This is a genomic window from Streptomyces sp. NPDC046727, assembly GCF_040645635.1.
In the GTDB taxonomy this organism is placed as follows: domain Bacteria; phylum Actinomycetota; class Actinomycetes; order Streptomycetales; family Streptomycetaceae; genus Streptomyces.
This window is the reverse complement of the sequence record NZ_JBEYYR010000004.1, coordinates 297,498-313,015: the sequence shown is the minus strand read 5'-3', so window position 1 is coordinate 313,015 and position 15,518 is coordinate 297,498. Positions and strand designations below refer to the sequence as shown.

14 protein-coding genes are annotated in these 15,518 nt (G+C 72.0%); 10 read left to right on the top strand and 4 right to left on the bottom strand.

From position 1 onward, the window contains the following. The first annotated feature begins 20 nt into the window (after positions 1 to 20). From glgC to ABZ937_RS07340, 5 genes are all read left to right on the top strand, one after another. On the top strand, positions 21 to 1,241 hold the full coding sequence (gene glgC / locus ABZ937_RS07360; protein ID WP_361686858.1) for a glucose-1-phosphate adenylyltransferase: 1,221 nt from the start codon (positions 21 to 23) through the stop codon (positions 1,239 to 1,241). A gap of 20 nt (positions 1,242 to 1,261) precedes the next feature. Further along, positions 1,262 to 1,741 (top strand): GNAT family N-acetyltransferase, encoded by a 480-nt coding sequence (locus ABZ937_RS07355; RefSeq protein ID WP_361686855.1) that lies wholly within the window; start codon positions 1,262 to 1,264, stop codon positions 1,739 to 1,741. A 130-nt stretch (positions 1,742 to 1,871) separates the two neighbouring features. Next, positions 1,872 to 4,193: a GH92 family glycosyl hydrolase gene (locus ABZ937_RS07350; protein WP_361686852.1), complete on the top strand. Its 2,322-nt coding sequence runs from the start codon at positions 1,872 to 1,874 to the stop codon at positions 4,191 to 4,193. A 147-nt stretch (positions 4,194 to 4,340) separates the two neighbouring features. Next, the gene (locus ABZ937_RS07345) at positions 4,341 to 5,672 is read left to right on the top strand and encodes a wax ester/triacylglycerol synthase family O-acyltransferase (RefSeq protein WP_361686849.1); all 1,332 of its coding nucleotides are present in this window, start codon (positions 4,341 to 4,343) and stop codon (positions 5,670 to 5,672) included. Between the two features lie 552 nt (positions 5,673 to 6,224). Next, positions 6,225 to 7,739 (top strand): SDR family NAD(P)-dependent oxidoreductase, encoded by a 1,515-nt coding sequence (locus tag ABZ937_RS07340; protein WP_361686846.1) that lies wholly within the window; start codon positions 6,225 to 6,227, stop codon positions 7,737 to 7,739. A gap of 50 nt (positions 7,740 to 7,789) precedes the next feature. Here ABZ937_RS07340 and ABZ937_RS07335 read toward each other — a convergent pair whose 3' ends face one another. Next, the gene (locus ABZ937_RS07335) at positions 7,790 to 8,185 is read right to left on the bottom strand and encodes a hypothetical protein (protein WP_361686844.1); all 396 of its coding nucleotides are present in this window, start codon (positions 8,183 to 8,185) and stop codon (positions 7,790 to 7,792) included. Positions 8,186 to 8,673: 488 nt separating this feature from the next. Here ABZ937_RS07335 and ABZ937_RS07330 point away from each other — a divergent pair, with 488 nt between their 5' ends. Next, the gene (locus ABZ937_RS07330; protein WP_107117948.1) at positions 8,674 to 8,847 is read left to right on the top strand and encodes a hypothetical protein; all 174 of its coding nucleotides are present in this window, start codon (positions 8,674 to 8,676) and stop codon (positions 8,845 to 8,847) included. Positions 8,848 to 8,904: 57 nt separating this feature from the next. Further along, the gene (locus ABZ937_RS07325; protein WP_361686842.1) at positions 8,905 to 9,390 is read left to right on the top strand and encodes a GNAT family N-acetyltransferase; all 486 of its coding nucleotides are present in this window, start codon (positions 8,905 to 8,907) and stop codon (positions 9,388 to 9,390) included. A gap of 27 nt (positions 9,391 to 9,417) precedes the next feature. Here ABZ937_RS07325 and ABZ937_RS07320 read toward each other — a convergent pair whose 3' ends face one another. The 3 genes from ABZ937_RS07320 to ABZ937_RS07310 all read right to left on the bottom strand — a co-directional run bounded on the left by ABZ937_RS07320 (position 9,418) and on the right by ABZ937_RS07310 (position 12,209). Next, positions 9,418 to 10,767 (bottom strand): amidase family protein, encoded by a 1,350-nt coding sequence (locus tag ABZ937_RS07320; RefSeq protein ID WP_361686839.1) that lies wholly within the window; start codon positions 10,765 to 10,767, stop codon positions 9,418 to 9,420. A 140-nt stretch (positions 10,768 to 10,907) separates the two neighbouring features. After that, positions 10,908 to 11,159 carry a hypothetical protein gene (locus ABZ937_RS07315; protein ID WP_361687063.1) on the bottom strand — a complete coding sequence of 84 codons (252 nt, stop codon included), beginning with the start codon at positions 11,157 to 11,159 and terminating at the stop codon, positions 10,908 to 10,910. Between the two features lie 3 nt (positions 11,160 to 11,162). After that, entirely contained in the window at positions 11,163 to 12,209 is a 1,047-nt protein-coding gene (locus ABZ937_RS07310) for a LacI family DNA-binding transcriptional regulator (RefSeq protein WP_361686836.1), read from the bottom strand. Positions 12,210 to 12,427: 218 nt separating this feature from the next. Between ABZ937_RS07310 and ABZ937_RS07305 the strand changes: the two genes are divergently transcribed. From ABZ937_RS07305 to ABZ937_RS07295, 3 genes are read left to right on the top strand one after another with little or no spacing between them, the layout of a single operon-like run. Next, positions 12,428 to 13,714 carry a sugar ABC transporter substrate-binding protein gene (locus tag ABZ937_RS07305; protein ID WP_361686833.1) on the top strand — a complete coding sequence of 429 codons (1,287 nt, stop codon included), beginning with the start codon at positions 12,428 to 12,430 and terminating at the stop codon, positions 13,712 to 13,714. Between the two features lie 6 nt (positions 13,715 to 13,720). After that, positions 13,721 to 14,608, top strand: coding sequence for a sugar ABC transporter permease (locus tag ABZ937_RS07300; protein WP_361686829.1), 888 nt, complete (start codon positions 13,721 to 13,723; stop codon positions 14,606 to 14,608). Continuing rightward, on the top strand, positions 14,605 to 15,510 hold the full coding sequence (locus ABZ937_RS07295; RefSeq protein ID WP_361686826.1) for a carbohydrate ABC transporter permease: 906 nt from the start codon (positions 14,605 to 14,607) through the stop codon (positions 15,508 to 15,510). Before ABZ937_RS07300 ends, ABZ937_RS07295 begins: the two co-directional genes overlap by 4 nt. Positions 15,511 to 15,518 lie beyond the last annotated feature (8 nt).

The window sequence follows — 15,518 nt, the reverse complement described above, 5'->3', positions numbered from 1 at the left end:
CCAGGGTGAGGGGAGCTGCCATGCGTCGTGGAGGTCCTTCCGTGCTCGGGATCGTGCTGGCGGGCGGCGAGGGCAAGCGCCTGATGCCGCTCACCGCGGACCGCGCCAAACCAGCGGTCACCTTCGGCGGAACGTACCGCCTCGTCGACTTCGTCCTGTCCAACCTCGTCAACGCCGACGTCCTGCGCATCTGCGTGCTGACCCAGTACAAGTCGCACTCGCTGGACCGGCACATCACCACCACCTGGCGGATGTCCAGCCTGCTCGGCAACTACGTCACCCCGGTCCCCGCACAGCAGCGCCTCGGGCCGCGCTGGTACCTGGGCAGCGCCGACGCGATCCTCCAGTCCCTGAACCTCGTGCACGACGAACAGCCCGAGTACGTGGCCGTGTTCGGCGCCGACCACGTGTACCGCATGGACCCGCGGCAGATGCTCGCGCAGCACATCGAGGGCGGCGCGGGGGTGACGGTGGCCGGCATCCGGGTGCCGCGCGCGGAGTCCTCGTCCTTCGGGGTGATCACGCCGGGCCCGGACGGCCGCGCCGTCGAACGCTTCCTGGAGAAGCCCGCCGACCCTCCCGGCCTGGCCGACGACCCCGGGTGCGTGTTCGCCTCGATGGGCAACTACGTCTTCACCACCAAGGCCCTGGTCGAGGCGTTGCAGCGGGACGCCGAGGACGGCCGGTCGGTGCACGACATGGGCGGCTCGATCCTGCCCGAGCTGACCGCGCGCGGCGAGGCCCAGCTGTACGACTTCAGCGACAACCACGTGCCCGGCGAGACCGCCCGCGACCAGGGCTACTGGCGGGACGTGGGCACTCTGGACGCCTACTACGAGGCGCACATGGACCTGATCGCGGAGCGCCCCGCGTTCAACCTCTACAACCGCCAGTGGCCCATCTACACCCACTCGGGCCAGCTCTCCCCGGCCCGCTTCAACGCGGGCGGCATCGCGAGCGAGTCCATCATCAGCGCGGGCTGCCTGATCCGCGGTCAGGTCACCCGGTCGGTGCTCTCCCCGGGCGTCCGCGTCGACCCCGGCGCGGTGGTCCAGGGCTCGGTGCTGCACGACAACGTACGCATCGGCCGGGGCGCGGTGGTCCGCGGCGCCGTCCTGGACAAGAACGTGGAGGTCCCGCCGGGCGCCACGATCGGCGTCAACCCGGAGCGGGACGCCGAGCTGTACACCGTCTCCAAGGGCGGCGTCATCGCGCTGGGGAAGGGCCAGCGGGTGCCGTAGCACCCGTTAGGGTCGACGCCGTGTCCACTGCCTCCGCACTCGTGTTCCGTACCGCGACCCGCGCCGACCTGCCCGCGATACTCGCCCTGCTCGCCGACGAGGAGCGGGTGGTGGATCCGGCGACGGTGGAGGTGACGGAGGCGTACGAACGTGCCTTCGCCGCCGTCGACGCGGACGCGCGCAACGAGATCCTGGTCCTCGTCGAAGGCGAAGGTGGCACCGGCACCGGCACCGTGGTGGGCTGCCTGCAGGCGACGTACATCCCCGGGCTCGGCAAGGGCGGTGCCGAGCGGGTCCTGATCGAGGCGGTGCGGATCCGCGCGGACCGGCGGGGCGGCGGGCTCGGCCGGACCCTGATGGCGCACGCGATGACCAGGGCGCGGGCACGCGGCTGCGCGCTCGTCCAGCTCACCAGCAACAAGAACCGCGAGGACGCGCACCGCTTCTACACCGGGCTGGGGTTCGCCCGCAGCCATGAGGGCTTCAAGCTGGCCCTCTGACCGCCCATCAGCCCTCGGTTCCCCGCGCCCGCGCGACGCGTTTCATGGAAATATCCACGAATGCCCGGGTTTTTGGCCTCCGCCGTTCAGGATGCAGCCAACGATGTCCAACCTGCGGAGGTCATCCGACATGAGAGGGACCCGGCGCACGCGGCTGTGCATGGCCGGGGTGATGGCAGCGTCCGCGCTGCTCGCCGCCCCCGCCGCACGGGCCGCCGAGCGGACCGACGGCCACCTCACCGACCTGGTCAACCCGTTCATCGGGAGCCAGAACGAGGGCAACACCTTCCCCGGCGCGGCCGTGCCCTTCGGCATGGTGCAGCTCTCCCCGGACACCGGGCACAGCACGGGCTACGACTACACGCAGAACCGTATCCGCGGCTTCTCCCTGGTCCACCTCTCGGGCGTCGGCTGCCGCATCGGCGGCGACCTGCCCGTGCTGCCCACCACCGGCGACGTCACCCAGACGGACCACGCCCAGTACGCGGCGGCCTACGCACACGACGACGAGGAGGCGAGCCCCGGCTACTACCGGGTCGGCCTCGCCTCCGGCATCCGCGCCGAACTCACCGCGACCGCCCGCACCGGCGTGCAGCGCTACACCTTCCCGGCCACCGACAAGGCCAACGTCCTGCTGAACGCGGCCCAGTCGCTGCACAAGGCGGTGAGCAGCGCGGTGGAGATCCTCGACGACCGCACCGTGCGCACCGAGATCACCGGCCACGGCTTCTGCCGGGACACCGGCCCCTACACGGTCTACACGATCACCCGCTTCAGCCGGCCCTTCACCGCCTACGGCACCTGGGACGGCCGGACGATCAGCCCGGGCGCCCGCAGCGGACCCGACGGCGCCTACGTCCGCTTCGACACCACCAGGGACCGCACCGTCGAGGCGACCACCGCCCTGTCGTACGTCGACTCGCGCGGTGCCGCGACCAATCTGCGCGCCGAGGGCGGCCGGTCCTTCGACGCCGTACGCCACCGGGCCCGCGAGGAGTGGGAGCGCCGGCTCGCCGGTGTCCGTGTGCGGGGCGGCTCGCCCGCGCTCCGCCGGACCTTCTACTCCTCGCTGTACCGGTCGTACCTCGCGCCGAACGTCGGCAGCGACGCCGACGGCCGCTACTTCGGCTGGGACCGGCGCATCCACCGCGCCCGGGGCTTCACCTACTACCAGAACTGGTCGCTGTGGGACACCTACCGCACCCAGGCCCAGCTGCTCGCCCTGCTCGCGCCGCGTGAGGCCCGGGACATGGCCCGGTCGGTGGTCGCGGTCGACGAGGACGGCGGCTGGCTGCCCAAGTGGGGCTACGGCCCGGTCGAGACGAACATCATGAGCGGCGACCCGGTCACCCCGTTCCTGACCACCGCCTACCGGATGGGGCTCCTGAAGGGGTTCGAGGAGCGGGCCTACCGGGCGCTGAGGAAGAACGCCGACGGCGTGCCGCCGGCCGAGTACCCGGGCGTCGGCCGGGAGGCCAACGCCGAGTACCTCGCGAACGGTTTCGCCCCCTACGTCAAGGGCCGGCCGTACGCGAAGATGGGCGACTCCGACTACCACCACGGTGCCTCCGTCACCCTGGAGTACGCGCTCGCCGACGCGATGCTCGCCCAGATGGCCCGCGGCCTCGGCCACCACGAGGACGCGGCCCGCTACGCCGCCCGCTCGCGGAACTACCGGAACGTCTTCGACCCCGCCATCGGCTTCTTCCGCGCCCGCGACGGCTCCGGCGCCTTCACCGGCTCGGCCGACCCGGCCCGCGGGATCGGCTTCCACGAGGGCACGGCCTGGCAGTACCAGTGGCTCGTCCCCCAGGACGTACCGGGCATGGTCGGGCTGATCGGCGGCAAGCGCGCGGCCAACGACCGCCTGGACACCTTCTTCGCCTACGACCGGCTGCTCGCCGACCCGGAGCGGACCGCCCGCGAGGTGTGGGTGCACGGCGACCCGTACGCCTACTACAACGCCGCCGTGTACAACCCGATGAACGAGCCGGACCTCATCGCGCCCTACACCTACCTCTCCACCGGCCAGCCCTGGAAGACCACGGACGTGGTGCACGCGGCGCTCACCCTGTTCACCGACAGCCCCACCGGCATGACCGGCAACGACGACCTCGGCACCATGTCCGCCTGGAACGTCCTGTCGTCCATCGGGCTGTTCCCGGTCCAGCCCGGCTACGACACCTGGGGTCTGACCACCCCGGTCTTCGACCGCGTCGACCTGACCCTGGACCGCGGCTACTGGCCGAGCGGCCGGCTGACGGTGACCGCGCCCGGCACCTCGGCGACCGACCGCTACGTCCAGGCCGTGCGCACGGACGGGACCCCGCACACCCGCACCTATCTGACGACCCGTGCGCTGCGCTCCCTGCGTTCTCTCGCCTTCACGGTCGGCCCGCGCCCGTCTGAGTGGGGTACGTCACGCGAAGCGGCGCCGCCCGTCCTGAGATGACCTCAGACGTCTCTTGAGTCCCGCCACTCTCGGCAGGGGCGGGACTTAACCTGACGTTAACTGAGCGTAGCTTGATCGTACTTGACCGTAATCGCTCGGCGGAGATTGACTGCTGATCCGCCCGTCGTCGACGCGTGAGGCAAGACCTTGACTTCCGACCCACTCGCCCCCCTCGACCTGGCTTTCTGGAACATGGAGTCCGACCGGCATCCGATGCATCTCGGCGCGCTCGGTGTCTTCACCACGCACTCACCCACCGCCGGGGCCCATGCCGCCGACCTGCTCGCCGCCCGCGCCGCCGCCGTACCCGGACTGCGCATGCGCATCCGCGACACCTGGCAGCCGCTCGCCTTCGGTGGTGCCGCCCGCGAGACCGACCCGGACTTCGACCCCCTGAACCACGTCCGGCTGCACGCCCCGACCGACGACTTCCACGCGGTCGCCGGCCGGCTGATGCAGCGCCCGCTGGACCGCGCCCGGCCGCCCTGGGAGGCGCATGTGCTGCCCGGCGAGGACGGGGTGTCCTTCGCGGTGCTCTTCAAGTTCCACCACGCCCTCGCCGACGGGCTGCGCGCGCTGAAGCTCGCCGCGGGCGTCCTGGACCCCGTCGACCTGCCCGTGCGCCCGCCCCGCGCCATCGAGCCGCCGCGCGGCTTGCTGCCCGACGTGCGCCGGCTGCCCGCGCTGGTCCCCGGACTGGTCAGGGGAGCGCTGTCCGACATGGGCCGGGCCCTGGACATCGGCGCCTCGCTCGCCCGGTCCACGCTCGGCATGCGCCCGACCGCCGCGCTGACCTCCGCGCCCAGCGGCACGCGCCGCACGGCCGGGGTCGTCCTCGACATCGACGACGTGCACCGGGTGCGCAAGAGCGCCGGCGGCACCGTGAACGACGTCCTCATCGCCGTCGTCGCCGGCGCGCTGCGCCGCTGGCTGGACGAACGCGGCGACGGCAGCAAGGGGGTGGCGCCGCGCGCCCTGATCCCCGTCTCGCGGCGCCGTCCGCACACCGCCCAGCCACAGGGCAACCGGCTCTCCGGCTATCTGATACGGCTCCCGGTGAACGAGCCCGATCCGCTCGGCCGCCTGCACACCGTGCGCACCGCGATGGTCCGCAACAAGGACGCGGGCCCCAACCGGGGCGCCGGCGCGGTGGCCCTGCTCGCCGACCACGTCCCGGCCCTCGGCCACCGGCTCGGCGGACCGCTGGTCGGCCAGGCCGCCCGGCTGTGGTTCGACATCCTCGTCACCAGCGTGCCGCTGCCCGGGCTCGGCCTCCGGCTCGGCGGCCACGAGCTGGCCGAGGTGTATCCGCTGGCCCCGCTCGCGCCCGGCCAGGCGCTCGCGATCGCGATCTCCACGTATCGCGGGCGCGTGCACTACGGGCTGGTCGCCGACGCACAGGCCGTCCCGGACCTGGACCGGTTCGCCCACGCGGTGTCGGCAGAGGTGGCGACACTGCTCGCAGCCTGCGATCCCTGACCCCGCCTTCCACCCGGCCCGGGAGATCCCCCGCACCCGGCGCGCCTCTCGCCGCCGGGTGCGGGACCCCGTGGGGCGGCTCCCGCCATCGGCGGCTGGGGCTGTGGCTGGGCCCGGGGCGGCGGCTGCGGCGCGGGGCCGTCATTCGCGGCCGGGGACGTGGTGGACGGTTGCGTCGTCGTCAGACCGCGGGTGCTTCCGGGTTCCGTGGGGCGGAGTCGTCAGCGGGGCTGCGCGCCTGTGCGCTCCCGCCCGGTCACGGCTGCGGCGGAGCCCTACGCCGCGTCGGGCCTCGCCGGGCGGTCTCCTTGCCGACGACCGTGGGTCGGCCGGGATGCGGGGGACTCGTCGCGGTCGGGGCTGACGGCTGGTGGGGTCTGTGGGGCTGAGGGGATCGAAGTGGGTCTTGGGAGGCAAGTGGCCCGCGGTGCCTGGCTAGGGGCCCTCCGGGAAAGCGGTTTGGTTTTGGGGTCCGGCGCTCCGTAACATTCCCTGTTCGAAAGCGGGCGCGAGTCGGAGCGCTGCGCGGGTGATCAGGGAAGCGGCAGCGCGATGACGGTGACAGAGGACGGCTCGGCGTCCATGGACATGCCCCTGGACGAGGTGGTCTACGGGCCCGGTATCGACCCCGAGCGGCTGGCCGTCTGCCTGAGCGTGCTGGAGGAGCTGGACCGGCTGGAGGTCGACCACCCCGACGCGATCAAGGTGCGCCGGGCCACCTCGCACATCTACCGCACGGTCAAGCAGCGCCGCCGCCAGGAGCGCCGGGCCGCCAAGACCGCCCACGACCGCACCGTGACGGAGGCCACCGCGACCGGCTCCGCCGAACGCATCGACGACGAGACCGAGGGCATCCTGCCCTCCTCCAAGATCGAGTCCGGCCGGATCGCGGGCATACTCCAGCGCCCCCGCTCCTGCTACGTCTGCAAGCAGCGCTACGTCGAGGTCGACTACTTCTACCACCAGCTGTGCCAGAAGTGCGCCGCCGAGAACCGCACCAAGCGGGACGCCCGCACCGACCTCACCGGCAAGCGCGCCCTGCTCACCGGCGGCCGGGCCAAGATCGGCATGTACATCGCGCTGCGCCTGCTGCGCGACGGCGCGCACACGACGATCACGACGCGGTTCCCCAAGGACGCCATCCGCCGCTTCAAGGCGATGGAGGACTCGGCGGACTGGATGCACCGGCTGGAGGTCGTCGGCATCGACCTGCGCGACCCCGCCCAGGCCGTCGCGCTCGCCGATCAGGTCGCCGAGGCGGGCCCGCTGGACATCCTGATCAACAACGCCACGCAGACCGTGCGCCGCCTGCCCTCCGCCTACGCCGCCCTGGTCGACGGCGAGAACGCCCCGCTGCCCGCCGGCGAGCTGCCCGCCCACCACGTCATCGGCGCCTTCAACTCCGGCGCGGTCGGTGAACTCGGCGGGCCGGACGCGCTGCCCGTCGGCACCAGCAGCCTCGACGCCCAGCATGTCGCCGACCTCGCCCTGGTCGCGGGCAACGCCAGCGTCGCCCGGCACCTGGACGGCACCGCCATCGACGCGGGCGGCCTGGTCCCGGACGTCGTCGACACCAACACCTGGGTGCAGTCGATCGAGCAGATCTCCCCGGTGGAGCTGCTCGAAACCCAGCTGTGCAACTACACGGCGCCGTTCATCCTCATCAGCAAGCTCCGCTCGGTCATGGCCGACGCGGCCAGGAAGGCGGCGAGCGGACGGGCGTACGTCGTGAACGTCTCGGCCATGGAAGGCGTCTTCAGCCGCGGCTACAAGGGCGCGGGCCACCCGAACACCAATGCCGCCAAGGCCGCGATGAACATGGTGACGCGGACCAGCGGCGAGGAGATGTTCCAGACCGACGGCATCCTCATGACCTCGGTCGACACCGGCTGGATCACCGACGAGCGCCCCCACTACGACAAGCTGCGCCTCGCCGAGGCCGGCTTCCACGCCCCCCTCGACCTGGTCGACGGCGCCGCCCGCGTCTACGACCCGATCGTGCGCGGCGAGGCGGGCGAGGACCTGTACGGCGTCTTCCTGAAGGACTACGCGCCCGGCAAGTGGTGACCCGCCGGGCGGGTGACGCCCACGGCGCGGTGTGCGGCGGCGGCCGGCCCTCAGTCGACCGCGCCGAGCCGCGCGTGGCGGGCCGCCACCAGCTCCAGCACCGTGCGCCAGTCCTCCAGCACGCCCGCGTCGAAGCCGGCGGTGCGGCTCTCCTCGTCGGCCTGGCGCAGCCGTAGCGCATCGTCGTCGGCAGGGTCCGCGTCCCCGCGGACCAGCCGGAACACCCGCTCCCCGAGCAGGGGGCGCACCGCCTCGGCCGCGCTCCGCGAGCGGGCCGCCTCGTCGCCCGCCCCCAGCACCCGCCCGATGCCCCGCACCAGGCCCGCCACCTGGAGCTCCTTGTCGGCGGGGCGGCCGCGGCGCAGCAGCGCCGCGGTTCGCAGCGCGTGCTGGTGCCGGCCGGCGTACAGCAGTTCCATCAGCTCCTCGACGCTGCGCAGCTCCATGCGTCAGTCCTTCCGCGAGACAGCCGTTGCCGCGTCAGCAGATCATGGCGAGCTTGCCGCCCGGCCAACGGCACTTGAACTGCGCCGGGCCCGGCATGCCGTTGCGGGCCGGCTCGAAGGAATGTTCGCTCGGCTAGGCCGAGTGGGTGATTCGCGATGTCTTCCGAGTGGCCATCTTGCTTCAAAAGGCCCCATATTGAGGGGTATTGAGGAACTACCGGAAGCGTATTGGTTACAGGTTGTTTGCATTCCCTATCGAGCGGATGCCCGCTCATTTGGTTAATCTGGAGTGGACGGACAGCAGTAAGGGGTCCCACCCACACCCACCGTCCGTCCTGGGCGAGCCGGTTCACAACGGCCTGCTCTGACAGAGGAACCGGCGCCACCGCGTCCGAAACGGCCTTCCATCCAGACCCGAGCGGGCGTCCAGCGCCGAGGCACAGACTGTCCGGTACGCCCGAGGGTGACCGACACATAAGGAGTGCGCGGTGACACCGGAGAAGACGAATCGCGAACAGCGCCCCAAGGAACGCACGGAGCGCGTGGGCCGCCGGCCCGGAGAACTCGGCAGCCTCGACGTGTGGGCCCGGTCCGCCCCGATCCGCCTCGCGGGTTACGAGGACGACCTCGCCGAGCCCCACATCCTGCCGAGCGTGGACTGACCCCGGGGCCGAAGGCGCCGCGATCGCCGCACGCATGGGCGTGACAGACTCACGCCCATGCTGATCAGAGAAGCCGCGGCCGGGGACTGGCCCCGGATCTGGCCCTTCTGGCACCGGATCGTCGCCGCGGCCGAGACCTACGCGTGGGACCCCGACACCACCGAGGAAGCGGCCCGCGACCTGTGGATGGCCCCGGCCAAGCGGGTCTACGTCGCCGAGGACGAGACCGGAGCCGTGGTCGGCTCGGCCTACCTCACCCCGAACTACGGCGGCCCCGCCGCCGGTGTGGCCAACGCCGGGTTCATGGTCGACCCGGACTGCGTCGGCCGCGGCATCGGCCGTGCCCTCGCCGAACACATCCTGGCCGAGGCCCGCGCGCAGGGCTACCGCGCGATGGTCTTCAACGCCGTCGTCGAGACGAACCCCGCCGTCGGCCTCTGGACGTCCCTCGGCTTCAGCGTCCTGGGCACGGTCCCGGAGGCGTACGACCACCCGCGCCACGGCAGGGTGGGGCTGCACATCATGTACCGGGCGCTGGACTAGCAGAGTCGCCGCCCCGCCCTCCGGCTGTCACCGATCCGCCGCCGGCGCCGTCCGCTGCCACGGACTCAGCCGTTCCAGTTCCTCCGCGAGGTCCAGCAGGACGGCCTCCGTGCCCGGACGGCCCACGAGCTGTACGGCGCAGGGGGCGCCCGAGGGCAGGGTGCCGGCCGGGACGGACATCGCGGGCCAGCCCGTCAGGTTCCACGGCGGAGTGAAGGGCGAGTAGGCGGAGTTGGCGAGGACGTTGCGCAGCCAGCCGCGCTCGTGCCACGGGCCGGCCTGCGGGGAGCGGCGGGCCAGCGCCGGGGTGAGCAGCACATCGTGCTCGGTGAGGAACGGTGTCAGCCGCTCGCGCAGCCTCTCGCGCGCGGCGCCGGTGCGGACCGTACCGACGAAGCGGCGGCCCACGGCCGCGTGCACCCGGGTCCGGCGGGCCAGCCGCGCCGGGTCCAGGCCCGCGGCGTCCACCGCCGTCCCGGCCGTCCAGTGCTGGAGCGCGGTCACGCCGAGGGAGAGCGGGTACGGCGGTTCGGCCCGTCGGACCTGGTGGCCGGACCGGGCCAGCACCCCGGCCGCGTGCCGGACCGCCGTCGTGTACGGCCGGCTCACGCTCACCCCGGCGAGCGGACTGCGCAGGGCGACGGCGATCCTCAGCCGGGCCGGCTCCTGTCGGCGTACGAACTCGGCGTCCGCGAGGACCGCCAGCATCAGCCGTAGATCCTCGACCGTCGTGGCCAGCGGGCCGTTCTCCGACATGCCGAACCAGTCGCCGTTGCCGATCCCCGCCGGCACCACCGCGTGCCCCGGCTTGAGCGTGACCAGCCCGCAGTTCGCGGCCGGGATGCGCAGCGAGCCCATGCCGTCGTTGCCGAGCGCCAGCGGCACCAGCCCCGCGGCCACCGCCGCCGCGCTGCCACCGGAGGAGCCGCCCGCCGTCCGCGAGAGGTCCCAGGGGTTGCGGGCGATGCCGTACGGACCCTCCGTGGTGCCGAACACGCACAGTTCGGGCACGTTCGTCAGGCCGACCACCACCGCGCCGGCCGCCCGCAGCCGGGCCACCGTCACATGGTCCTCGGCGGCCGGGGTGTCGGGGGTGGCGGCGGAGCCGTTGCGGAACGACTCGCCGCGCACCGCGAGGTTGTCCTTGACCGCCACCGGCACGCCCGCGAGCGGCAGTTCGGTCAGATCCGTACGGGAGGCCACCTCGTCGGCCTCGGCGAGCGCCGCCTCCGCCCGGACCTTCCGGAACGCCCCGATCCGGCCATCGCGCCGCTCGATCCGCGCGAGGTGCTCGGCCACCACCTCCCGGGGCGTGACCCGCTTCTCGCGGACGGCGGCGGCGATCACGGCGGCACTCCGGCCGGCCCAGCTGCTCACGGGCGCTCCTTGACTGGTTCGTCGGCACCGCGCCCGCCCGCTCACCGGCTACTCGTCCCGGTGAGCCGGGGCGCGTAGGGAGAACTGTGCACCGCCGGGCCGGATGCGTCGAGAGGGACTTCCCGGTCACGCCTCGGTCATCAGATGAATCGGAGTGTGGGGAGCCGCTCATGAGCATGTGAATCGACACCGCCTCCGCACACGGCGGCGACTTCGACGGCTCCGGCCACGCTGCGGAGCGAACCGCACAGGTGCTGGGCGGCCGGCAGCCACGCCCGCGCCCGGGCGAACTCGTGCGTGAGGACGTCGTAGTCGAACCGCGCGTCGTGCGCGAGCAGGGTCGAGAACTCCCCCGTCTGCTCACCTTCGTGGGGCCGGGCAGCGGTCGGCATCGCTCAACCGGACCGTACCGCGCCGGTGCTGTCGCGTTCGATCAGGCGGGGGACCGGCACCCGTACCGTCCGGGCCGGGCCGCCGTCCAGCAGCGCCAGCAGCTCCCGCGCCGCCGTGCGGCCGAACTCCGTGCTGTCCCGGGACAGCGCCGACAGCCAGGGCTTGACGATGCGGCACAGGGCCGAGTCCTCCCAGGAGACGACGGAGACGTCCTCCGGTACCGAGCGGCCGAGTCCGGCCGCCGCCGAGACCCCGGCCACCGCCATCACGTCGTTGTCGTAGATCAGCGCGGTCGGGGGAGCGGCGGCGCTCAGGACGCGCCGGGTGACGGCGGCGCCCTCCGCGTCCGAGTAGTCGGTGGTGACCGAGCGGACCTCGGTCAGGCCGCGCCGCTCCGCCTCCGCGCGCAGGGTGGCGATCCGGCGCCGGGTGTGGGCCAGATCGGGCAGGCCGGCGATGTGGACGATCCGGCGGTGGCCGAGGGCCGTCAGCTCGTCCACCACCGACGCCATCCCGGCCGCGTCGTCCGCCCACACGGTGGACAGACCGGGGTGGCGCTCGTCCGGCGCGCCGCCGATCACCACGGCGGGCAGGCCGAGTTCGTCCAGCAGGCCGGGGCGCGGGTCGTCGGCGCGCGGGTCGACGACCAGGACGCCGTCCACCCGGTGCTCGGCCCACCAGCGCCGGTAGACCGCGCACTCGTCGGCCACATCCTCCGCCACCTGGAAGAGCAGGCCCAGATGGCGCTCGGCCAGCACCTCCTGGATGCCGGAGACGAGCTGGAGGAAGAACGAGTCGACGCCCAGCGTGTGCGCGGGCCGGGCGAGGACGAAGCCGATCGTCGCCGCGCCCTCGCCGGACAGGGCGCGGGCGGCCGTGCTGGGGCGCCAGCCGAGCTGCTCGGCGACCCGGCGGACCCGGGCCCGGGTGGCCTCGGAGACACCGGGGCGGTCGTTGAGCGCGAAGGACACGGCGCTCTCGGAGACTCCGGCGCGCCGGGCGATGTCCTTCATCGTGGGCCGGCGGGCGGGGGACCGTCTGGTCGGCATGCTTCTCCCCCTTCCGGAGGGTGCTCGCTAATGCGCTTGAGTGTCAAGACCCTAAAGCGCATTAGCAATTGACGGCAAGTTCCCGATCAAACCCGGCTGACCTGCACTAATGAAGGTCGGATTTCTTTAGCTCGGACGAATGCATTGACTTTCTCCGAACGCGCTGGGCAAGGTCTCTGGCGCCACCGACAGCCCGACACAGCAAAGGAGCCGTGTCCGTGCCCATGTCCCGCAGAACCCTCGCCGCCGCCGCCCTCGCCCTCGTCCTGCCGCTGAGCGCCTGCGGCTCGGGCGGTGACGACGGCGGCACGACCGACGCCTCCGGCAAGGTGGAGGGCGACATCACCTTCCAGACCTGGAACCTGCGCGCCAACTTCAAGCCGTACTTCGAGGGCCTGATCGCCGACTTCGAGCACAAGTACCCGGGCACGCACGTGAAGTGGGTCGACCAGCCCGCCGAGGGCTACGCCGACAAGCTCAGCGCCGACGCCGGCGGCGGCACCCTGCCCGACGTCGTCAACGTCTCCCCGGACCTGGTCGCCCCGCTCGCCCGGGCCGGCCTCGCCCTCGATCTCGACAAGGCCGCCGCCACGTACAGGTCGGAGTACCTGCAGGGCGCCTGGGCCAGCCACCAGGTACCGGGCATGAAGGGCACGTACGCCTTCCCCTGGTATCTGAACACCGGCCCGCTCTTCTACAACAAGGCCCTGTTCGAGAAGGCCGGACTCGACCCCGACCGGCCGCCGAAGACGTACGACGAACTCTTCGCCGACGCCCTCACGATGGCGCACAAGAGTGACGGCAAGGTCGCCACCCTCGCCAACGTGCCCACCATCGAGGACTTCGGCCGCTACGGCGTCCCGCTGATGAACGAACAGGGCGACGGATTCGCCTTCAACGACGCGAAGGGGGTCGAACTCCTCACCAAGTACAAGCAGTTGTACGACGCCAAGGCGCTCGACCCGCAGGCCCTGACCGCCACCGGCGAGTCCGCCGGCAAGAAGTTCCTCACCGGCGCCGTCGCCATGAACCCCGGCAGCGCCCTGGACCTCGGCAACTTCAAGAAGAACGCGCCCAGCCTCTACCGGAACATCGGCATCACCGACCAGATCACCAGCACCGGGCACGTCAACATGTACGTGATGGGCGTGATGGTCAACTCCCGCACCAGGCACACCCCGGCCGCGGTCGCCTTCGCCCACTTCGTCACCGACGCGCGGAACCAGATGTCCTTCGCCAAGAAGGTCGCCATCTTCCCGAGCACCGCGGGCTCGCTCGACGACCCGTACTTCACCAAGGAGGACGGCACCGACGAGACAAGGGTGCGCATCGCCGCCGCCAAGTCCCTGAAGAGCGCGGTCAACTACACACCGGTCCTGTTCAGCGAGCAGATGAAGACCGCGCTGCGCAACGAGGTCGCCAAGGCGCTCCAGGGCAAGGAGAGCCCCAAGGAAGCCCTCGACAACGCTGTCAAGGCCGCCGACCGGCTGCTCCAGCAGGGCTGACCCGGCATGGCCACGCCCCTGCGCGTCAAACGCCAGCTTCCGTCCAGCCCCTGGCTGTTCGCCGCACCCGGACTGCTGGTCACCGGCGCCTTCGTGCTCTACCCCTTCGTCTCCACGCTGGCGAACTCCTTCACCGACCGCCGCACCCTGGTCCCCGGCCACTTCGTCGGCCTCGCAAACTTCCGCGAACTGCTCCACGACGACATGTTCTGGACCGGCCTGCGCAACAGTTCCCTGTACGTCCTGTGCGTCGTCCCGGCCCTGGTCGTACTGCCGCTGCTGCTCGCCCTGCTGGTGCAGAAGAACATCCCCGGGATCACCTTCTTCCGCTCCGCCTTCTACACCCCGGTCGTCGCCTCGATCGTCGTGGTCGGGCTGATCTGGGTGTGGCTGCTGGACGAGCGCGGACTGGTCAACTCGCTGCTGGAGACCGTCGGGATCGGCCGGATCGGGTTCCTCAGCGACCAGTGGCTGCTGCTGTTCAGCGCCATGGCGGTCACGGTGTGGAAGGGCCTCGGCTACTACATGATCATCTATCTGGCCGCGCTGGCGAACGTACCGCGCGAACTGCACGAGGCCGCCGCCGTGGACGGCGCCGGACCGGTGCGCCGCTTCCTCTCCGTCACCGTGCCCGCCGTACGGTCCACGATGGTGCTGGTCGCCGCGCTCTCCTCGGTCGCCGCGTTCAAGGTCTTCTCCGAGGTGTACCTGATGGCGGGCCCGAGCGGCGGCCCGGCCGGCGAGGACACCACCCTCGTCATGCTCGTCCAGCGCACCGGCACCGGCCTCACCGGCCGCGTCGGCTACGCCTCCGCGCTCTCCGTCGTCGTGTTCGTCGTCACCGTCGCCCTGATGCTGCTCGTGCTGCGCGCCGACCGGAGGGAGGAGTCATGAGCGTCCTGGAGAAGGTACGGCCCGAGCGGCCGGCCACCGCCGCCCGGGAGAAGCGCGTCACCGACGGGCACGGCCGCCGGATCCGGGCCGCCGAGCTGGTCTGGCGCTACCTGCTGCTGCTCGCCGTCCTCGCCCTGACCGTCGGACCGTTCCTCTGGCAGCTCTCCACCTCCCTCAAGGGACCCACCGAGGACATCTACAGCTCACCGCCCAGGTTCCTGCCCGGCCGGCCCACCCTGCACAACTACACCCGCGTCGCCGACACCATCCCGGTCTGGGACTACGCCCTGAACTCCCTGAAGGTCGCCACCGCCAACGTCGTCACGAACTGCGTCGGCTCGGCCCTCGCCGGATACGCCCTGGCCCGGCTGCGCTACCGCGGCCGGCGCGTGACCACCCTCGTCTTCGTGCTGGCGATGCTCGTGCCCGTCGAGGGCATCGTCATCGCCCAGTTCACCACCATGCGCGAACTCGGCCTGAACAACACGCTGATCGGGGTTGTCCTGCCCGGCGCGATCGGCGCGATGAACGTGCTGCTGATGCGGGGCGCCTTCCGCAACCTGCCCTACGAGATCGAGGAGGCGGCCTACGTCGACGGCGCCAACGTCTGGCAGCGGTTCTGGCGCGTCGCCCTGCCGTCGGTCAAGGGCACCCTCGCCGTCGTGGCGATCTTCGCCTTCATGGGCGCCTGGGACGACTTCCTGTGGCCGCTGATCGTGCTCAGCGACCCGTCCAAGTTCACCCTGACCATCGGCCTCAACTACCTGCACGGCACCTTCGCGAACGACGAACGCCTCGTCGCCGCCGGCACCGTGATCGCCGTGGCGCCGCTCATCGCCCTCTTCGCCTGCCTCCAGCGGTACTTCTTCCGCGGCGTCGGCGAGGGCGCGGTCAAGGGCTGAACCTCCCC